Here is a 17,135-nt window from a genome sequence, read left to right on the forward strand (position 1 = left end):
AGGGAAATAAGTCGATGCTGCCTACTCTACCACCTACCTCGATTTATCGGCTAAACTGCACGGGTGTTTTCGACACGGCTGGTTAGCATCGGATGCACCCGGTCCCTGAGAAATTCCTGCAGTTCCTCGGCGAGCGGCCTTTCCGTTTGTCCTTGAATAAGGAGGAAGAAGAGGCGCTGAGGAGGGTGAAGGTCGTTGAGCGGCTCTATCCCGCGGGAACGATTATTCTTGAGGAAGGCGCTGTCCGCAGGTCGCTCCTGCTTGTTTCCTCAGGCTGGGCGCTTTCGTTCAAGTCCATGGCGGACGGGCGGAGGCTTGTTGCCGATTTCCCCCTGCGTGGCGATTTGCTCAGCAACGGGTCGATCTTCGGCGCGAGCTACAGAGCGTCCCTCGCCGTCACGGATGTGACGGCTTTCGAGATAGTACTGGACAAGGATCTGCTGCTGATGCGGCAGACACCTTTTCTGGCCACCATGTTCATGCATCTTCTGAACAGGAATTTCGGTATTGCGACCGAGCATCTGGCCAATATCGCACGGCGCCCCCCCATAGAGCGAACAGCGCATCTATTGCTCGAAATGCGCCACCGCCTGCGGGTCGCGGGGTTGGCGGACGGACAGGCCTTTTCATTCCCCTTTACCCAAAGCGATCTCGCGGATGCGTTGGGGCTGACGGCCATTCACACGAACCGCGTCCTGCGTGATCTGCGGGAAGACGGTCTCCTGATCTTCCGCGGTGCAGCGGTCCAATTGCTTGATCTGGAGAGCCTCCAGGACATGACCGAATTCGATGCAAGCTATCTTGCCCTCGGCACGTCGGACATCGGGTAAGTATCGGGCTATCTCGATTTTTCAACCCGAATTCGTATTTTCAACTTAAAATTGTACTACTTTTGCGTTAAGCTAACACCTGCAAATTTATTTACGAGTGATTAATCGAGATTAATGCGCGTTTTCCACAGCGTTATATACTTTAGACGATCGAATGGTGTCACAACACATTCGGCAAAAGAGTTGGGTATCTGGGGCTAATTCGCCAAAGTCGACAGGGTCTGCAACGCTCAAAGTGACGCGATCTGCATGTCTTGTACTTTTTCGATCCTTTAGCTGGCACGCTGGGGACAGCCCCTTGTTTTGAGGAATCTGCCTTATGGAAGCTTCATACATTTCGTCTGTAAAGGAGAAGGCCTCCGCTCAAGGGAAATATCTTTTTGGCGGAGGTAATATCGACACCGACGATGGAGAAGATACCGTCATGGAGGAGGCGGCAATCGGCCCGATTGTCATCGTCGACAGGCGCGCGTTGGATCGGGAATGTCTGGCAAGGAGCCTTCGCGAGCACAACCCGACATTGGAATTCCGAACCGTCGAATCGATCGAGGAACTACGCCGGCTGGATGGCGCCAAGGCTGCACCTTCCGCTCTTTTGCTTATCCTGGGGAGCAGGAAAGTCACCGAGCAATCGGCCAGGGACGAAATCGTTTCGCTGGTCTCGGCGTTCAAGAATATTCCGGTCATCGTCATCGCCGATTCCGATGATCCGGTGCAAATACTCTCCGCGCTCGAGAGCGGGGCGCGCGGGTATATCCCGTCGAATGTGCGGCTCAAGGTAGCCGCCGAAGCGGTAGCGCTGGCGCGCGCGGGAGGCGTATTCGTTCCCGCAAGGGCCTTCCTGACGTTGCGCGAAAGCATTCTTTCGGCTGCGAACGGTGCAAGGCCGCTCCACAGCATGTTCACGGCGCGAGAGGCGGACGTGGTCGAGGCTCTGCGTCAAGGCAAGGCAAACAAGATCATCGCCTATGAACTCAATCTGTGCGAGAGCACGGTCAAGGTGCACATCCGCAGCATCATGAGGAAACTCAAGGCAACGAACCGGACGGAAGTCGCCTATAAGCTGAGGGACGTGGTCAGCTAGGCCACGACGCCCCTTACCGACTGGTCAATACGGCTACGCAAAAGTCGAGCGGTGCACCGGTGATCGAACCGGTGCACCGACGGCTCTTTTTATTGTCGGCGCAGCGCCCCTCAGGGCGAAACAAGCCGGGACCGGTGGTCCGCGAGTTTGCCGGTCGCCGCGACAAAGGCCTGTTCATACATCGCGACCGCCTTGTGTCTGCGCAGCCTGTTCAGCGGGTAGGAAATGCCGAAGTCATAAAAGCCCGGCGCCGGCAGTCCGGTTTCCCTGCTGATGGATCGGAGCAGAGCGTATTCCTTCCGGTCGCATCTCCATGGGCGGACCGGAAGGAATTTGTACGGGCCGGTATAGTGCCTCAAGACGGCATCCCGCCAAAGGTCGGTCTGGAGGGCGCATTTCTGGACGTTCAGCGTCATCGGCAGTTGGACGATATCGCCTTGAAACGTCATGTTGAAAACGCACTGGTCGTGGGTCGGACACGGATCCAGATACGGACATTTCCGCTGATGGCGTGCAAAATTTTCGGCGAAACGACCCAACGCATCCGTCTCTCTCCACTTTTGGGCATTAATCAGCATGAACCCTGAGTTGAAGTAGAACGGCGAGATTCCCGCAGCTTCGCAACGCCCGAAAATCAGTGGATCGTCGGCGCCTGTGCCGATCGCCAGATCGAGACAAACGGCGGCCGTCTCCGCAAAGCCGCAAAGCGCTTCGCAGCGTATATCGTCGAAAGCCAGCGTATCGCCGTCAATATAAAGAATATAATCGTAAGCGCGCGCGAGGGCTTCGATCGCGTTCGCCTTCAGGAGCGCGGCGCCGCTAATATGCCGATGCCTTTCGCCATGGGTCTTCAGGCTTGCCAGGCCGCTGGGTCGAGGCGCGTCGAGCAATTCGATTGAATGTCCCCGCGAGGCGAGGAATGCAGCCAAGGATGGAGGAACTCCCTCGCGATAGCCGGATTGCAAGAAAAAAAAGCCGAGGGGATGCTGATGAGAGCGCGCAATCGAGGCGATCGAGTATAGCGTGATGTCTTGGTATTTGCTGTCGCAAATATAGACTACGGCGATACGAGGCCGATGCTGCTGCGGCTTGGCGCCCGGATTGCCCAACTAAATTTCCTCCAGCTTCGTCACGAGATGCGGTCTCACCGCAAAAAGCCTTGCAGTAAAGCTTCGCCGAGGCATCCGGCGAAAGATGCCCAAACGGCGTAGGGCCCTCATTAGCTGCGGCCGCGGCCCTCTTCGAATGGAGAGATTTCGTATCGGCGGCGCAAAGCTGAAAATGCTCCGGAAACCTTAAAGGAAACCCGGAAGGGCAGCGATGCGGCTCCTGCAAGTATCCGGCCCCGCGGCGATGCTCAGGCGATGGTCCCGCATCGCTTCGTGCCGCTCATGCCGTTCGCTCGGCCGGACACCGCATCGCTGCCCTTCCGGGTTTCCTGCCAGGTGCCAAAATATCGGGCTTTCTTGATCATGCCGAGCGTCGATATCGTCATCCCTTGCTATAATCAGGGTGGTTTCCTGCCAGATTCGGTCGGCAGTGTGCTGGGCCAACAAGTCGACGACCTGCGTATTCTTATCGTCGACAATGCCTCCACGGACGGCAGTGCCGAAGTGGCGCGGCAACTCGCCTCGGGCGACGGCCGCATCGAACTTTTGTTGCGCAGTACCAATCAAGGGCCGCATGCGTCGTTCAACGCCGGCGTGGATTGGGCCCGGAGCGACTATTTCCTCATTCTATGCGCGGACGATATTTTGGCGCCTGGCTGTCTTGCACGAGCCGTAAACGCTCTCCAACGACATAAGGAGGCGAGTTTTGCCTTCGGGGGACAGCTTATTTGGGAAGCGGATGCGCCGTGCCCCGCAATGGCCTCCGCGAACGACGACGCGTCCTGCAGCGTCGTTGGCGCGGAAGAATTCGTCGGCATATTCTCCCTGCCTCACCGGCCGGTCGGGACAGGCTCCATCCTGGTGAGGACGACGGCACAAAAGCAGGCGGGCCATTATCGGCCGGAACTCTACTACACCGACGATCTGGAGATGCTGATGCGGTTGGCCGCCCTCGGCGGCGCGGTGCGCATCGATGCCATACAGGGCGTCCGTCGCCGCCATGGAGCCAACATCTCGGCAGCCAATTGGGGGAACTGGCAGCGCGAACTGCGGGAAGTTTGGGCCGCCTATGCCAGCTTCTTCGCGCACGAAGGAAGTGCGTTGCCGTGGGGGCCTCCGCTCGAGCGGAAAATCCGAACGAACGTGGCGAACCGTGCCTATTGGAGTGCGGTGTCGCACAGGATGCGGGGGTTGAAAGCAGAGTCGGTCGAGCTGATGGCCTTCTCGCGATCGCTCGATCCGGCGGCCACCATCATTCCTCCGTTCGCATACTGGTTGCGCGTCGAGAATGTGGGGGCGTTTGTCACACGAAGGCTTCGCGAAATCCTTGCCCAGAGAAAGCCTGCACATCCACGCGGCCCTAGAGACGGGTCTGTGCCTCAAAAGGCGTAGCGGAGGGCTTTCATCGCCCGAAAGATCGAATTGCCCCTTTGCATCAGATGCCTCGAAGCTGCCTGCGTCGTCGGCCTCCATTCGTTCCGACTGCTTTTCCACCCCGCGGAGAGAGCGGAAACCGCAATGAGTTCTCCTGCTAATCCTGTGCGGCATCCCATTTTGCTTTCGCCGGCGTCAAACAATCCAGAAACCGACAACCTGTCGGATGCAAGCCGCGAGGTGGATATCAAGGCAACATTTGTCGATCGTTTGCCACCCCGCAAACCCATACGCCGCGTCGCGCTTCTCGGTCTATTCGGGATCGGGAACATGGGCAACGACGCATCGATGGAAACCATGCTTCGTTTTCTCAGGGAACAATCGCGAGACTGCAGCGTGCACTGCCTATCGGTAGATCCCGAAGCGATCCGCCGAACGTATGGCGTCGATACGATACGCCTCAACTCTCGTTTTCGATCGCGCCTGCTCTTTCGACTGGACAAGACGCTGTTCAGGATACCGGGCGGGCTCTTGGATCTGGCGAGGACGATCCACTCGGCACACAAGTTCGACCTGCTTGTCGCGCCCGGCACGGGACTACTCGACGATTTCGGCACCGGTCCCTTCAGCTGGCCTTACACGCTCTTGAAATGGTGCGTGGCTGCACGGCTTTCCGGCGCGCAAATCTGGCTGGTGAGCATCGGTGCCGGGCCGATCCGAAATCCCCTCAGCCGATGGATGATGAAAAAGGCGGCACGGCTTGCGCGATATCGTTCCTACAGGGACCGGATCTCGCTCGAGTTCATGAGAAGCATCGGCTTCGATACCGGAAAAGACACTGTCTTTCCCGACATCGTATTCAAGATGGAAACGCCTCCTGCTGCCCGGATCCCCTCCCGAGACAAGGAAATGATCGTCGGGGTCGGGGTCATGGGCTACAAGGGATGGCATGCATGGGAGGCCGGAGGGGCGGAGATATACGCTTCCTATCTCTCCCGCATCACTTCCTTCATCGTCTGGCTATTGGATAGTTCATACAGCGTACGCATCTTCACGGGCGCACGATCGGACGGCGAGACCGTCGAAGAGATAGTCAGCCGGCTGGCCACTATGCGGCCCGGTCTGGGCGAGCGGTGCGTCGCCGTCGAAACAAGCTCGCTTTCCGAGCTTGTGGAGCAGATGTCCGCAGTAGACATCACGGTCGCTACACGGTTCCATAACGTCATCTGTTCACTGAAGGCCGGCAAACCCACCATTTCCGTCGGCTATGCCCGGAAAAACGACGTGCTCATGGCCCAATTCGGCCTGGGAGAATATTGCCATCACGTCGAGGGTTTCGACGTCGAGCGATTGAAACTGCAAATCACCGACATCTCGGAAAACAGGGAAGAGATTTCGGCTTCGATCCGCGGCAAGCTCGATGTGCTGAAAGCCGAGCTTGAGCGCCAGGACCGGTATCTCCTTGCCGAGATGCTTGGCTGACAGACAGTCTTCCCAAGGACCGACAGTCTGGTACCGCCTCCACTACTTTTCCAGAACAGGCGTCATGGCTGTCCTGAACGGCCAATTCGCCCGCACGGCCGAAGCGACATGCGCCACCTCTTCGAGCAACGGATGCTTCGTGACCTTTAGGCCGACCAGCCAGCCCGCGAGCGCGGCTGCGCCTGCGACCACGGCGTGGCCGAAGGAAAGCCGCCAATCCGCTCCGAGCGCCAGGGCGATACAAAGGGGGCCGGCCGCGCTCGCAAGCGCCGCCACGCCGCTCTTCCACAAGGCCAGCAGAACGTCGAAATGGCTTATGCCTAGACGGTGCTTGACGAAAGACATCGAGACCACCGCCTGAAACGGAATGATGAAGAGCGTGCTCCACGCCGCCATGTGCAAGCCGCCTACCAGAATGGCTCCAATGAGAATGGCGGCGGAAGCCGGAAACGTCGCCAGCGCCCGGAAGAACGATTGCCTTATGGCTCCCATCGCGACCATGACGGGATAATTTACCTCGAAGCTGAAGGAGAACAGTGAGGCGATCGCGATCACTCGCACCAGCGGAGCGACCTCGTGCCATTGGCCGCCAAGCACGACCTGGACGACGGGTTCGGCCATAACCGCAAGGACCAGAAAGGCCGGCCAGTAAAGTGCCGTGATTATCTCCAGGGCGTGAAGATAGGGCTCCTTCAGGCTCCTGCCTTCCCTGGCTTGTTCCGAAAACGCCGGGAGAATGACGGACATCGCGCCACCGAGAATGAGTTTGTTGGGCAATTGGCAGATCATCAGGCTGCGGCTGAAGATAGCGGCGGCCTGGGGCGACAGGATCCAGCCGAACAGCATGTAGGGAATGGTGTCGTAGACCTTGTAGAGAAGCGCAATCCCACCGTTGTATCCGCCGAACCGGACCACGCCGTGCCAATGGCTGAAGCAAGGCTTGAATATCCAGGGTTGCGGATGCACGGCAAGAGAAATGACGCCGGCGACGACGCTGGTGGCAAGCCATGCCCAGGCAAAGCTCATATAGCTGAAACCCGATAGCGCGAGGACGATAGTCGTCAGCGCGCCCACAACCGCTCCCGCCAGATCGATGATCACGATGCGTACGTAGGCCATCTCGCGCCGTAAAAGAGAGACGATCTGAATAGCGATCAGGTCGAGGAACAGGGAAGCACAGACGATATGGAAATACGCGCCCAGCCTTTCCTCGCCATAGGCGCGCACAAGCGCCGGCGTCGCGGCGAGAAGTACGGCGACGATGAGAGCCGTCAGTACGAGCATCACCGTCGACGAGGCGCGTATGTCCTCTCGCGTCAGCACCTCGCGCTGGATAAGGAATGTGGAACTGGCAAATTCCCGCACCGAAAGCGCTATGCCGAGGATGGCCATACCGACGACCGACACACCGATCTCAGCCGGTGTCAGGATGCGCGATACGGCCGCTGCCACGGCAAAATTGCTGGCGAAAGTGAAATAGCGGTCCGCGGTACTGAGCAGCAGCGCGCGTCTGACGGCGGTCATGCGGATTCCCTTTCGTCGCGAAGCGTATCTGCGGGCCGATCGCGACCGATCATCCGGAAAAGGCCGCCTACCGTCATCGCGCCAAATAGGCGGGATACGTGCCACAAAAGGTGTAGCGGCAGGATGTGCGAGGCTTGCTAGCGGCCGCAGCCGGGCGGCCGCCGTCTGCCTTCATTGTCACTCGACGCCGGAATGCATAGATGCGCTCGACCACTCACAGCAGCCTTTTGGTGACATCATGAAAAAGATCGGCTTCCTCTCGTTCGGGCACTGGACGCCCTCGCCCCAATCGCAGACGCGATCGGCGTCCGACGCGCTCCTGCAGTCGATCGACCTGGCGATCGCGGCAGAGGAACTCGGCGCGGACGGCGCTTATTTCCGCGTCCATCATTTCGCTCGCCAGCTTGCTTCGCCCTTCCCGCTGCTGGCGGCAGTCGGCGCCAGGACGAAACGCATCGAGATCGGCACCGCGGTCATCGACATGCGCTACGAGAACCCGCTCTACATGGTCGAGGACGCGGGCGCGGCGGACCTCATTGCCGACGGGCGTCTGCAACTTGGCATCAGCCGCGGCTCGCCCGAGCAGGTGATCGACGGCTGGCGCCATTTCGGCTACGCGCCCGCCGAAGGCGAGACCGACGCCGACATGGCGCGTCGGCACGCGCAGATATTTTTCGATATGCTGCGCGGCAAGGGTTTCGCCGAACCCAATCCGCGGCCGATGTTCCCCAACCCGCCCGGCCTGCTACGCGTCGAGCCGCATTCGGAGGGCCTGCGCGATCGGATATGGTGGGGCGCCGCCACCAACGCCACGGCCGAATGGGCCGCTAAGCTCGGGATGAACCTGCAAAGTTCCACGCTCAAATTCGATGAAGGCGGCCAGCCCTTCCATGTCCAGCAGGCTATCCAGATCAGGGCCTTCCGCGAGGCCTGGAAAGCAGCCGGCCACGAGCGTGAGCCACGCGTCTCGGTCAGCCGCAGCATCTTCGCGCTGGTGGACGATCGCGACCGGATGTATTTCGGACGCGGGAACGAAAGTTCCGATCAGATCGGCTTCATCGACGAGAACACAAGGGCGATCTTCGGGCGTAGCTATGCCGCCGAGCCGGACAAGCTCATCGAGGAACTGAAGGGCGACGAGGCCGTTGCCGAGGCGGACACGCTCCTGCTCACCGTCCCCAACCAGCTCGGCGTCGACTACAACGCACACGTCATCGAAGCTATCCTGACCCATGTCGCTCCGGCGCTCGGCTGGCGCTGACGCCGCCTGGCCGCTGGAGGCTCCTCCACGAAATCTTTTTCGTGCAACCCCAGCCAGACGCGTGCCTCGGCCGGTTTCGCCGATGCGCGAAGGCGCGCGCGCCGGTCGGGTTGGCGTAGCAGGCGGCAGAACGAAGCGAGCGTCGGCAGGAAGCCCGCTACATCGCCTTTCGGCCATAGAAGCGTCAGCAGGAGGTCGACCGGCTCGTCGTCGGGAGCGCCGAACCAGACCGGACTCTCAAGCACGGTGAGCATCGCGACAGGTGCCGCAATGCCGTCGAGCCGCGCATGCGGAACGGCCACGCCATGCCCGATGCCGGTCGATCCGAGACGCTCGCGACGAAGAAGCGCGGCCAGGACAGCACTTCCGCGGATGTCGAGGCGTTGGCCGAGCCGGTCCGCGATCTTGGCAAGCGTGGACCGCTTTCCTTTCGCCACCATGGCGAGAACGATGTCTTGTTCACGTAGGATCCCGCCTGTCCCCGCCATCGGCTGACGGGCTTCCGCCGTGTCGGTCGGAGGCTTGCGGGATGGCCCGGAGACGATGTAGCGCGGCAGGGCGATCAATTGGCGCGCGGAGGCGCTTTCCGGCATTTCGCCAGGCGGGAGAGAAAGGTTCGTGGTCATGCCCCTCCCCCATGCTCGATATGACGGAAGCGCAGTTGAGGCCGGCCGAAGGGGGTGGGAGAAACGACAACCGACACGATGCACCAGGGGCAGCGCGAGGCCGCTCTCGGCAGATAACGGTTACAGGAGGCACAGAATTGTTTTGGGCGAGGTAATCTCATGACACGCTCCATCGCAACGGCGCATTGGTGCGCCGCAAAAAATGAACCGCATTTTTTCTTGAGATTTCCTGGAGCGGTATTTACGTGCGGGTTTCGAAAACAATAACTCGCCCCAGGAGAAAGTAGCGGCCTTCTCCAGCGAGCCTCGAAATCCTTATGAACGTCTCCATATACATACTTTGAATTTATATACTATTCTGACCTTTTCAAGGTCACAAGGAACTGCCCGTTCAGGCTACATTCCTTCCGGTTTTGACTTTCCGGTCGAAGGCTCATCCTGCCGTCGAAACACGATGGAGCGCGGTGGTACGTTATCCCTGCCTTCGGCCCGCTCGCGGTAAAGCACGGCCCGCGCAAGCAGCATCAGCGTAACCGGCGTGGTGACGGTGATGAAGATGCCGATCAGGATCTCGTGGACGACCAAGCGGGAACCGAGCACCGAGAAACAGACGATCGAGGCGAGCACGATTGCGCCCGTACCCCAACTCGTCCCGAGTGTCGGTGCGTGGACGCGTTCGAAGAAGCTGTCGAGTTTGAGCGTGCCGATCGCACCGATCAGCGCCAGCCCGGCGCCGATCAGGACAAGAAGGGCGACAAGAAGCGCCGCCCAGGCCGGCAATAATTCCGCGGGCGTCATTCGATTACCTCGCCACGCATGAGGAACTTGGCGAGTGCGGCACTCGAGACGAAGCCTATGATCGCGATCGCCAGCGCCGCCTCGAAATAAAGCGTGCTCCCGGTGCGGATGCCGATGGTCAGGATCAGGAGCATGGCGTTCACATATATGGCGTCGAGACACAGCACACGATCCTGCGCGCGCGGCCCGCGAACGATCCGATAGGTGTTGCACGCCATGGCTACCACGAGCATCGCCTGCGCGACCGCGAGGGACCAGACAAGGATGGCGGCGCTCATTCGAATATCTCCAGCAACAGGCTCTCGTAACGATCCTTGATCAGGTCCACCCACTCCTCCTTGGTGACCAGATCGAGGACATGGATCACCAAGACACCGGAGTCCGCGGCGTATTCGACCCAGGCCGTGCCCGGCGTGCTCGTGACGATGCAGGCAAGTATCGCCAGTCCGTTCCTGTCACGCAGATCGAGCGGTATGGCGACGAATCCCGACACGTGTTTACGACGGCGGCCCATAAGGATGATGCCGGCGACAGCGATGTTTGAGCGAAGGATGTCGTAAAGCACGATGACGACAAGTTGCGGGATGAGCTGCCAGCGCCTCAGCCTCGGCTTTGGAATTTGCAAGGCCGCCACCGCGCGCGTTGCGATCAGCGCGACCACGATCCCGAGCAGGAAGTGGCCGAGCGAGAAGGCGTTGAGCAACATCCATAAGAGGACGAGGGAAGCCGCCAGCAGCGGATGAGGCAACACCCGGCTCATGGCGTAGCCGCCTTCATGCTGCCTGCCTCCAGGACACCGCCGATATAGTCCGCGGGTACATGCAGCGCGCGGGCCGTCGCCTCCGTGTAGCGGATCATGGCGCCGCCCTCGACAGTGAGCGCGAGGCAAAGGCCGATCAGTGCGACGATCGGGGCCACCTCCACGACGCGCACACGCGGTACAATCACCTCGAGTGGCGCCCAGAAAGTGCGGATGCCGGTGCGCATCATCGCGACCAGCGCGGCAAGGCCGGAGAGGATCACCAGCGCGACGAGTATCCAGGTGCGCGCAGGAATCTCGGTCGGGGCACCGAGCCCGTCAAGATTGAGCATTGCCGTCAGGAGAGCGAACTTGGCGATGAAGCCCGAGAGCGGTGGCAGGCCTGCCAACAGAAGCGCCAGGCAGCCGAAGCAGACGCCGAGAACGGCGAGCGCGCCAGGCATCATCACGCCGACCTCCTCTTCCTCGTCCTCTTCCGCATCGACCTCGTCGCCGTAGGCGGCCATGGTGACGGTAAGCAGATCGGCGCCGGGTTCGCGCGCGCGCTCGACCAGTTCGATCAGCATAAAAAGCGCGGCAATGGTCAGTGTCGAACTGACAAGATAATAAAGCGCCCCCGATACGACGGCGACATCGCCCATGCCGACAGCCGCGAGCAGCGTGCCCGACGAAACCAGCAGGCTGTAACCGGCAAGCCGCCCCATCGCCTGTGAAGCAAGCACGCCGAAAGCGCCGAAGGCGATGGTCGCCATGCCTCCAAGCAGGAGCACCGTACCGCCGAAACCGGTCAGTTCTCCTGCCGCACTGCCGAAGATGAGGAGCGAGAGGCGCAGGATTACATAGATGCCGACCTTGCTCAGCACCGCGAAGATCGCCGCGACCGGCGCTGCCGCCGCCATGTAGGCTGGAGGCAGCCAGAAGCAGAGCGGCCACATGCCCGCCTTCACCAGAAAGGCGACGCCGAGGACGGCCGCACCTGCCTGCAAGAGCGTCCGATCTTCCGGCGCCACGGAAGGCAACCGCAGCGCAAGGTCCGCCATGTTGAGGGTGCCGGCGACGCCATATATCAGGCTGACACCGACCAGGAAGAGGAGCGAGGCGGCCAGGTTGATCGCGATATAATGCATGCCGGAGCGAACGCGGAACACGCCGCCGCCATGCAGCAGCAATCCATAGGATGCCGCCAGCACGACCTCGAAGAAGACGAACAGATTGAACAGGTCGCCGGTAAGGAAGGCGCCGCCCAGCCCCATCAGCAGAAACTGGAAGAGGGTGTGGAAATGCGGGCCGGCCCTGTGCCAGCGCGCCATCGAGAAAGTGAGCGAAGCGAGCGCCAGCACCGATGTCAGGACCAACATCAGCGCCGCCAGCCGGTCGAGCACCAGCACGATCGCAAAAGGCGCCGGCCACCCGCCAACGGCATAAGACCATGACAGAGCCGCGCCGTCCGCCGGGGCCGCGTCGGCAATGTGCATCAGTACCAAGGTTACGAACAGCAACAACAGGGTCGACGCAAAATTAATCAGCGCTTTCAGCGTGCGGTGTGTCTCGTCGATGAGCAGTAGCGTAGCTCCGGTGACGAGCGGCAGCAATATCGGGAGGATGAGCAGGTGCCGGCTCCACTCCATCAGCGCTGCTCCCGCCCGTCGACGTGGTCGCTGCCGGTGAGGCCGCGCGAGGCGATCAGCACCACAAGGAAGAGCGCCGTGGTGGCGAAGCCGATGACGATCGCGGTCAGCACCAGCGCCTGGGGAACCGGGTCGGCATAGCCGGCCGGGTCGGTAGCGCCGCCCGCGCCCAGCACTGGCGGAGCCCCGACGCGAAGGCGGCCCATCGAGAAGATGAAGAGGTTGACTGCGTAGGCTAGCAGCGAAAGACCGATCACGACCTGATAGGTGCGCGGGCGCAGGATAAGCCAGACGCCCGAACCGGCGAGTACCCCGATGGCGATGGCGAGCGTCAGTTCCATCATTACTGTTCCTCGACGCGGGCGGCTCGCAACCGGCGGATGGACTGGTGGGCGATCGCGATGAGCATGAGGACGGTCGCGCCCACGACCAGTGCGAAGACGCCGAGATCGAAAAGGGCAGCACTCGCCAGCGGAACCTTGCCGATCAAGGGAAGTTCGGCGTAGCGGAAATAGGAGGTGAGGAACGGACGGCCGAACAAGATGGCGGCCGCCCCGGTGAACGCGGCGAGCAGCAGACCACCGCCGATCCACCTGACAGGCAGGACGCGCAGCCTGCTCTCGACCCAATTGGTCCCCGCCGCCATATACTGGAGGATGAAGCCGGCCGCCAATGCCACCCCGGCGGCAAAGCCGCCGCCCGGCGCATCATGGCCGCGCAAAAGCAGATAGGCCGCAAGGACGATGACCACCGCGAACATCCACTGCATGATGATCGACGGCACGAACAGATAGTCCGACGCGGTAGCGCCAGGTTCGCGATCGGGGTCCTCCTCGTCGTTCGCATACTGGATGCGCTGCTGTTCCGGCCGCTCGATGCTGTCTGGCGCCGGCCGGAAGCGCCTGAGGAGCGCGAACACGGTCAATGCGACGATGCCCAGCACCGTGATCTCGCCCAGCGTATCAAAGCCGCGGAAGTCCACGAGGATCACGTTGACGACATTACGCCCGCCACCTTCACTATAGGATTTTTCCACGAAGAAGTTGGCGATCGTGTCCGGCGGCGCGCGGGTCATCACCGCGTAGGAGATCACGGCCATGCCTGCCCCGGCGATGACAGCAACGGCAAGGTCGCGGGCGCGGCGCATAAGCGCCAGCACACCGGTCGGCTCGACCAGGGTCTCCGAGCGCTTGGGCAACCAACGCAGCCCGAGCATGATGAGAACGGTGGTGACGATCTCGACGACAAGCTGCGTCGCGGCCAGATCTGGCGCTGAAAGCCAGACGAAAGTGATGCAGGTAACGAGCCCGGTCCCGCCCATCAGGACAAGGGCTGCGAGGCGATGGTATTTTGCCTGGTAGGCGGCAGCGACCGCGCACACCATGCCCACCGCCCAGAGGATAAAGAAGGTCGGATCGACCGTCCCTCCCCGGAAGCCGCCAAAGCCGAGACCGCCGGAGAGCGGCAGGAGCGCGGCCAGGATCGCGACGATGACGAGCGCCAGCATCTGCGGCTGCAGACGCCTCGTGCCGAACACTGCTTCCACGAAGCGGGCCCCGCGCCAGGATATGGCCATCATCACTACTTCGAAGATGCGATTGCCTTCGATGCGGCCGAAGATGAGCGGGCGCTCCGCCTTCTCGAGATAGTTGCCGATCAAAAGATAAAGCAGCGCGCCGCCGCCGAGCGCCACAAGGCTCATCGCAAAAGGCACGGTGAAGCCGTGCCATATGGCGAGGCTGTATTCAGGCGCGGGAGTGCCGAGCGCGGACGAGGCGGCGACCTTCAGGAATGGTCCGACGGTCAGGCCCGGCACAATGCCGACGACAAGGCATGCGATGACCAGGAACGTGACGGGAAAGCGCATCCAGAAGGGCGGCTCGTGCGGCTCGCGCGGAAAGCTTTCGGGCGGCGCGCCCATGAAGATCGAATGGATCAGCCGCATCGAATAGGTGACGGCAAGCGCGCTTCCGAGCACCGCTGCATAAGGCGCGGCAACATCGACCCAAGAATCGGCATGGGTCGCCACTGCCTCGGCGAAGAACATCTCCTTCGACAGGAAGCCGTTCAGGAGCGGCACGCCGGCCATGGCCGCGCTCGCGACGGTAGCCAGTGTTCCGGTTATCGGCATGTAGCGGTAAAGGCCGCTCAGCCGCCTCAGATCGCGCGTGCCGGACTCATGGTCGATGATGCCTGCGGCCATGAAAAGCGATGCCTTGAACGTCGCGTGGTTCAGCATATGGAAAATGGCGGCGACCAGGCCGAGCGGGCTGCCGAGGCTGAGCAGCAATGTCGTCAGCCCGAGATGGCTGATCGTCGAATAGGCGAGCAGACCCTTCAAGTCCTGCTGGAACATGGCCAGGTAGGCGCCGAGCACGAACGACGCCATCCCCACCAGCCCCACTATGGTAAACCATTCGGGCGTAGCGGAAAGCACCGGCCACAGCCGTGCCATCAGGAAAACGCCTGCCTTCACCATCGTCGCCGAATGCAGGAAGGCTGAGACCGGCGTCGGAGCGGCCATCGCGTTGGGCAGCCAGAAATGAAACGGGAACTGGGCGCTCTTGGTGAACGCGCCGAGAAGGATCAGGAGGAGCGCAGGAACATAGAGCGGGCTCGTGCGGATCGCATCGCCAGAACCGAGCACGACATCGAGGTCATAGCTGCCGACGATATGGCCGATCAGCAGAACGCCCGCGAGCAGCGCCAGCCCTCCGACCGCCGTGACCGTGAGCGCCATGCGGGCACCGTCGCGCGCCGCCGGATTGTGGTGCCAGTAGCCGACCAGAAGGAAGGAGAAAATGCTGGTCAGTTCCCAGAAGACGACGAGTAGGATCAGGTTCCCCGAGAGGACAATCCCGAGCATCGACCCCATGAACGCGAGGAACAGGAAATAGAAGCGGCGGACCGGATCCTCGGACGAGATGTAGTAACGCGTATAGATGACGACGAGCAGCCCGATGACGCTGACGAGGAAGGTGAAGAACCAGGCGAAGCCGTCCATCCTGAGCGCGAAATCGAGGCCGAGGGAGGGTATCCATTCGACCTCCCGGCGGACACTTTCGCCGCCGCTGATCGAGGGGTAGAGCAACGCCGTCAGCACAAGACAGGCAAGCGTGGTAAGGCCGGCGATCCCCGTCGCCAGGGCACGTGAATCGGATCGGAGGACGAGGGTCGCCAGGCCTGCGACGAACGGCAAGGCAACGATCAGGACCAGCGCCGAAGGCTCCATCATTCCTCTTGTGATTGAGAGGCAGGCATATGGGTTCTTTAAGTATCGAAATCGCTCTCGGCAACACGAAGGACTGGGCAATCTGGAAGGACGCAACCTTTTCGTTCGCGACATGACGTCCCGGTTCCGGCCGTAGCACCCGGTCGGCGCGCGAAAACGGCCAGAACTTTACACTCGTCGCAAACGGACAAGCTTTCGTCGCTATCAGGCAGTGTCCGCAACGGCCCGACCTATTGGCTGAAAGTGTATCGTGCTTGACGCTACCGGTCCGGGCCGGCAGCCGCGCAAGGCGAAGCGTGAACAATTCGTTGAATCAATCCAGGGGAGCATCATCCATGAAGAAGCTGCTTGCTTCGACCGTCCTTGCCTTGGCGCTGGGCGGTTTCGCAGGCGCGGCGTCAGCCGCAGAATGCGGCGATGTCACCATCGCTAACATGAACTGGCAGTCGGCCGAGGTACTGGCCAATATCGATAAGCTGATCCTGAACGAAGGCTATGGCTGCAATGCCAGCCTCGTCATCGGCGACACCGTGCCGACATTGACGTCGATGACCGAGAAGGGCGAGCCGGATGTGGCCCCCGAAGGCTGGGTCGATCTCCTGCCGGACGTCGTGCATCGCGGCATCGAGGAGAAGAAACTGGTGTCCACGGGCCAGGCGCTTTCCGATGGCGCGGTCCAGGGATGGTTTATCCCGAAATACATCGCCGACGCGCATCCCGACATCAAGACCATCCCCGATGCGCTCAAGCATCCGGAACTCTTCCCCGCTCCGGAGGACAAGTCCAAGGGCGCCGTTTTCAACGGGCCGCAGGGCTGGGGCGGAACCCGCGTGACGGCGCAATTTTTCAAGGCGTATGACGCGGCGAAACATGGCTTCGTTCTTGTCGACACCGGCTCAGCCGCCGGCCTCGACGGTTCGATCGCCAAGGCCTACGAGCGCAAGGAAGGCTGGCTCGGCTATTATTGGGCGCCGACCGCGATCCTCGGTAAATATGACATGGTGAAGCTCGAATACGGCGTTCCCTACGATGCGGTGGAGTGGAAGCGCTGCAATACGGTGGCCGACTGTCCCGACCCGAAGCCGAACGCCTGGCCGAAGGATCATGTCGAGACACTGGTGACGACAAAGTTCGCCGAACGCGCCGGCCCGGCCATGGACTATTTCAAGAAGCGGACCTGGTCGAACGCCACGGTGAACAAGCTGCTCGCCTGGATGACCGATGAGCAGGCGACCGGCGAGGAAGGCGCGAAGCACTTCCTGAAGAACAATCCGGACATCTGGACCAAATGGGTCAGCCCGGACGTGGCCGAAAAGATCAAGAAGGCGGTCGACTGATTTTGGCCGGACGAACGATCGGAAGCGGCGGCACTCCCCGCCGCTTCCTTTTGTTTTCATGACAGGCATTTCGGATCGGGGCGCTTCGCC

The 17,135-nt window shown here is 61.3% G+C and carries 15 protein-coding genes; 6 read left to right on the forward strand and 9 right to left on the reverse strand.

Features of this window, described 5'->3' with window-relative positions:
* The first annotated feature begins 92 nt into the window (after positions 1-92).
* Entirely contained in the window at positions 93-830 is a 738-nt protein-coding gene (locus RBH77_RS21975) for a Crp/Fnr family transcriptional regulator (RefSeq protein ID WP_371832808.1), read from the forward strand.
* Positions 831-1,149: 319 nt separating this feature from the next.
* Positions 1,150-1,914, forward strand: a complete 765-nt coding sequence (locus tag RBH77_RS21980) for a response regulator transcription factor (protein WP_311029693.1) — start codon at positions 1,150-1,152, stop codon at positions 1,912-1,914.
* Between the two features lie 110 nt (positions 1,915-2,024).
* On the opposite strand, the gene RBH77_RS21985 is transcribed toward RBH77_RS21980, so the two are convergent.
* Positions 2,025-3,023, reverse strand: a complete 999-nt coding sequence (locus RBH77_RS21985; protein ID WP_311029694.1) for a glycosyltransferase family 8 protein — start codon at positions 3,021-3,023, stop codon at positions 2,025-2,027.
* A 363-nt stretch (positions 3,024-3,386) separates the two neighbouring features.
* On the opposite strand from RBH77_RS21985, the gene RBH77_RS21990 reads away from it, so the two are divergent.
* Positions 3,387-4,415: a glycosyltransferase family 2 protein gene (locus tag RBH77_RS21990; protein WP_311029695.1), complete on the forward strand. Its 1,029-nt coding sequence runs from the start codon at positions 3,387-3,389 to the stop codon at positions 4,413-4,415.
* A gap of 312 nt (positions 4,416-4,727) precedes the next feature.
* On the forward strand, positions 4,728-5,879 hold the full coding sequence (locus RBH77_RS21995) for a polysaccharide pyruvyl transferase family protein (RefSeq protein WP_311029697.1): 1,152 nt from the start codon (positions 4,728-4,730) through the stop codon (positions 5,877-5,879).
* 42 nt (positions 5,880-5,921) lie between these two features.
* Here RBH77_RS21995 and RBH77_RS22000 read toward each other — a convergent pair whose 3' ends face one another.
* Positions 5,922-7,403: an oligosaccharide flippase family protein gene (locus RBH77_RS22000; protein ID WP_311029699.1), complete on the reverse strand. Its 1,482-nt coding sequence runs from the start codon at positions 7,401-7,403 to the stop codon at positions 5,922-5,924.
* 238 nt (positions 7,404-7,641) lie between these two features.
* Here RBH77_RS22000 and RBH77_RS22005 point away from each other — a divergent pair, with 238 nt between their 5' ends.
* Positions 7,642-8,664, forward strand: coding sequence for an LLM class flavin-dependent oxidoreductase (locus tag RBH77_RS22005; RefSeq protein WP_311029700.1), 1,023 nt, complete (start codon positions 7,642-7,644; stop codon positions 8,662-8,664).
* Here RBH77_RS22005 and RBH77_RS22010 read toward each other — a convergent pair.
* The 7 genes from RBH77_RS22010 to RBH77_RS22040 form a co-directional block, all read right to left on the reverse strand.
* On the reverse strand, positions 8,601-9,290 hold the full coding sequence (locus RBH77_RS22010; protein WP_311029701.1) for a PTS sugar transporter subunit IIA: 690 nt from the start codon (positions 9,288-9,290) through the stop codon (positions 8,601-8,603). The genes RBH77_RS22005 and RBH77_RS22010 overlap by 64 nt on opposite strands.
* A 396-nt stretch (positions 9,291-9,686) precedes the next feature.
* Positions 9,687-10,088, reverse strand: a complete 402-nt coding sequence (gene mnhG / locus RBH77_RS22015; protein WP_311029702.1) for a monovalent cation/H(+) antiporter subunit G — start codon at positions 10,086-10,088, stop codon at positions 9,687-9,689.
* A complete protein-coding gene (locus tag RBH77_RS22020) occupies positions 10,085-10,366 on the reverse strand; it encodes a K+/H+ antiporter subunit F (protein ID WP_311029703.1) in 282 nt (93 codons plus the stop codon). The genes mnhG and RBH77_RS22020 overlap by 4 nt, the downstream gene beginning before the upstream one ends.
* Entirely contained in the window at positions 10,363-10,848 is a 486-nt protein-coding gene (locus tag RBH77_RS22025; protein WP_311029705.1) for a Na+/H+ antiporter subunit E, read from the reverse strand. The genes RBH77_RS22020 and RBH77_RS22025 overlap by 4 nt, the downstream gene beginning before the upstream one ends.
* Positions 10,845-12,476, reverse strand: coding sequence for a monovalent cation/H+ antiporter subunit D (locus tag RBH77_RS22030; RefSeq protein ID WP_311029706.1), 1,632 nt, complete (start codon positions 12,474-12,476; stop codon positions 10,845-10,847). Before RBH77_RS22030 ends, RBH77_RS22025 begins: the two co-directional genes overlap by 4 nt.
* On the reverse strand, positions 12,476-12,817 hold the full coding sequence (locus RBH77_RS22035; protein WP_311032646.1) for a Na+/H+ antiporter subunit C: 342 nt from the start codon (positions 12,815-12,817) through the stop codon (positions 12,476-12,478). The genes RBH77_RS22030 and RBH77_RS22035 overlap by 1 nt, the downstream gene beginning before the upstream one ends.
* Positions 12,818-12,819: 2 nt before the next feature.
* A complete protein-coding gene (locus RBH77_RS22040) occupies positions 12,820-15,711 on the reverse strand; it encodes a monovalent cation/H+ antiporter subunit A (RefSeq protein WP_311029707.1) in 2,892 nt (963 codons plus the stop codon).
* A gap of 332 nt (positions 15,712-16,043) precedes the next feature.
* Between RBH77_RS22040 and RBH77_RS22045 the strand changes: the two genes are divergently transcribed.
* Positions 16,044-17,045, forward strand: coding sequence for an ABC transporter substrate-binding protein (locus RBH77_RS22045; RefSeq protein ID WP_311029709.1), 1,002 nt, complete (start codon positions 16,044-16,046; stop codon positions 17,043-17,045).
* Positions 17,046-17,135: the final 90 nt, after the last annotated feature.

Source organism: Mesorhizobium koreense (assembly GCF_031656215.1).
In the GTDB taxonomy this organism is placed as follows: domain Bacteria; phylum Pseudomonadota; class Alphaproteobacteria; order Rhizobiales; family Rhizobiaceae; genus Mesorhizobium_L; species Mesorhizobium_L koreense.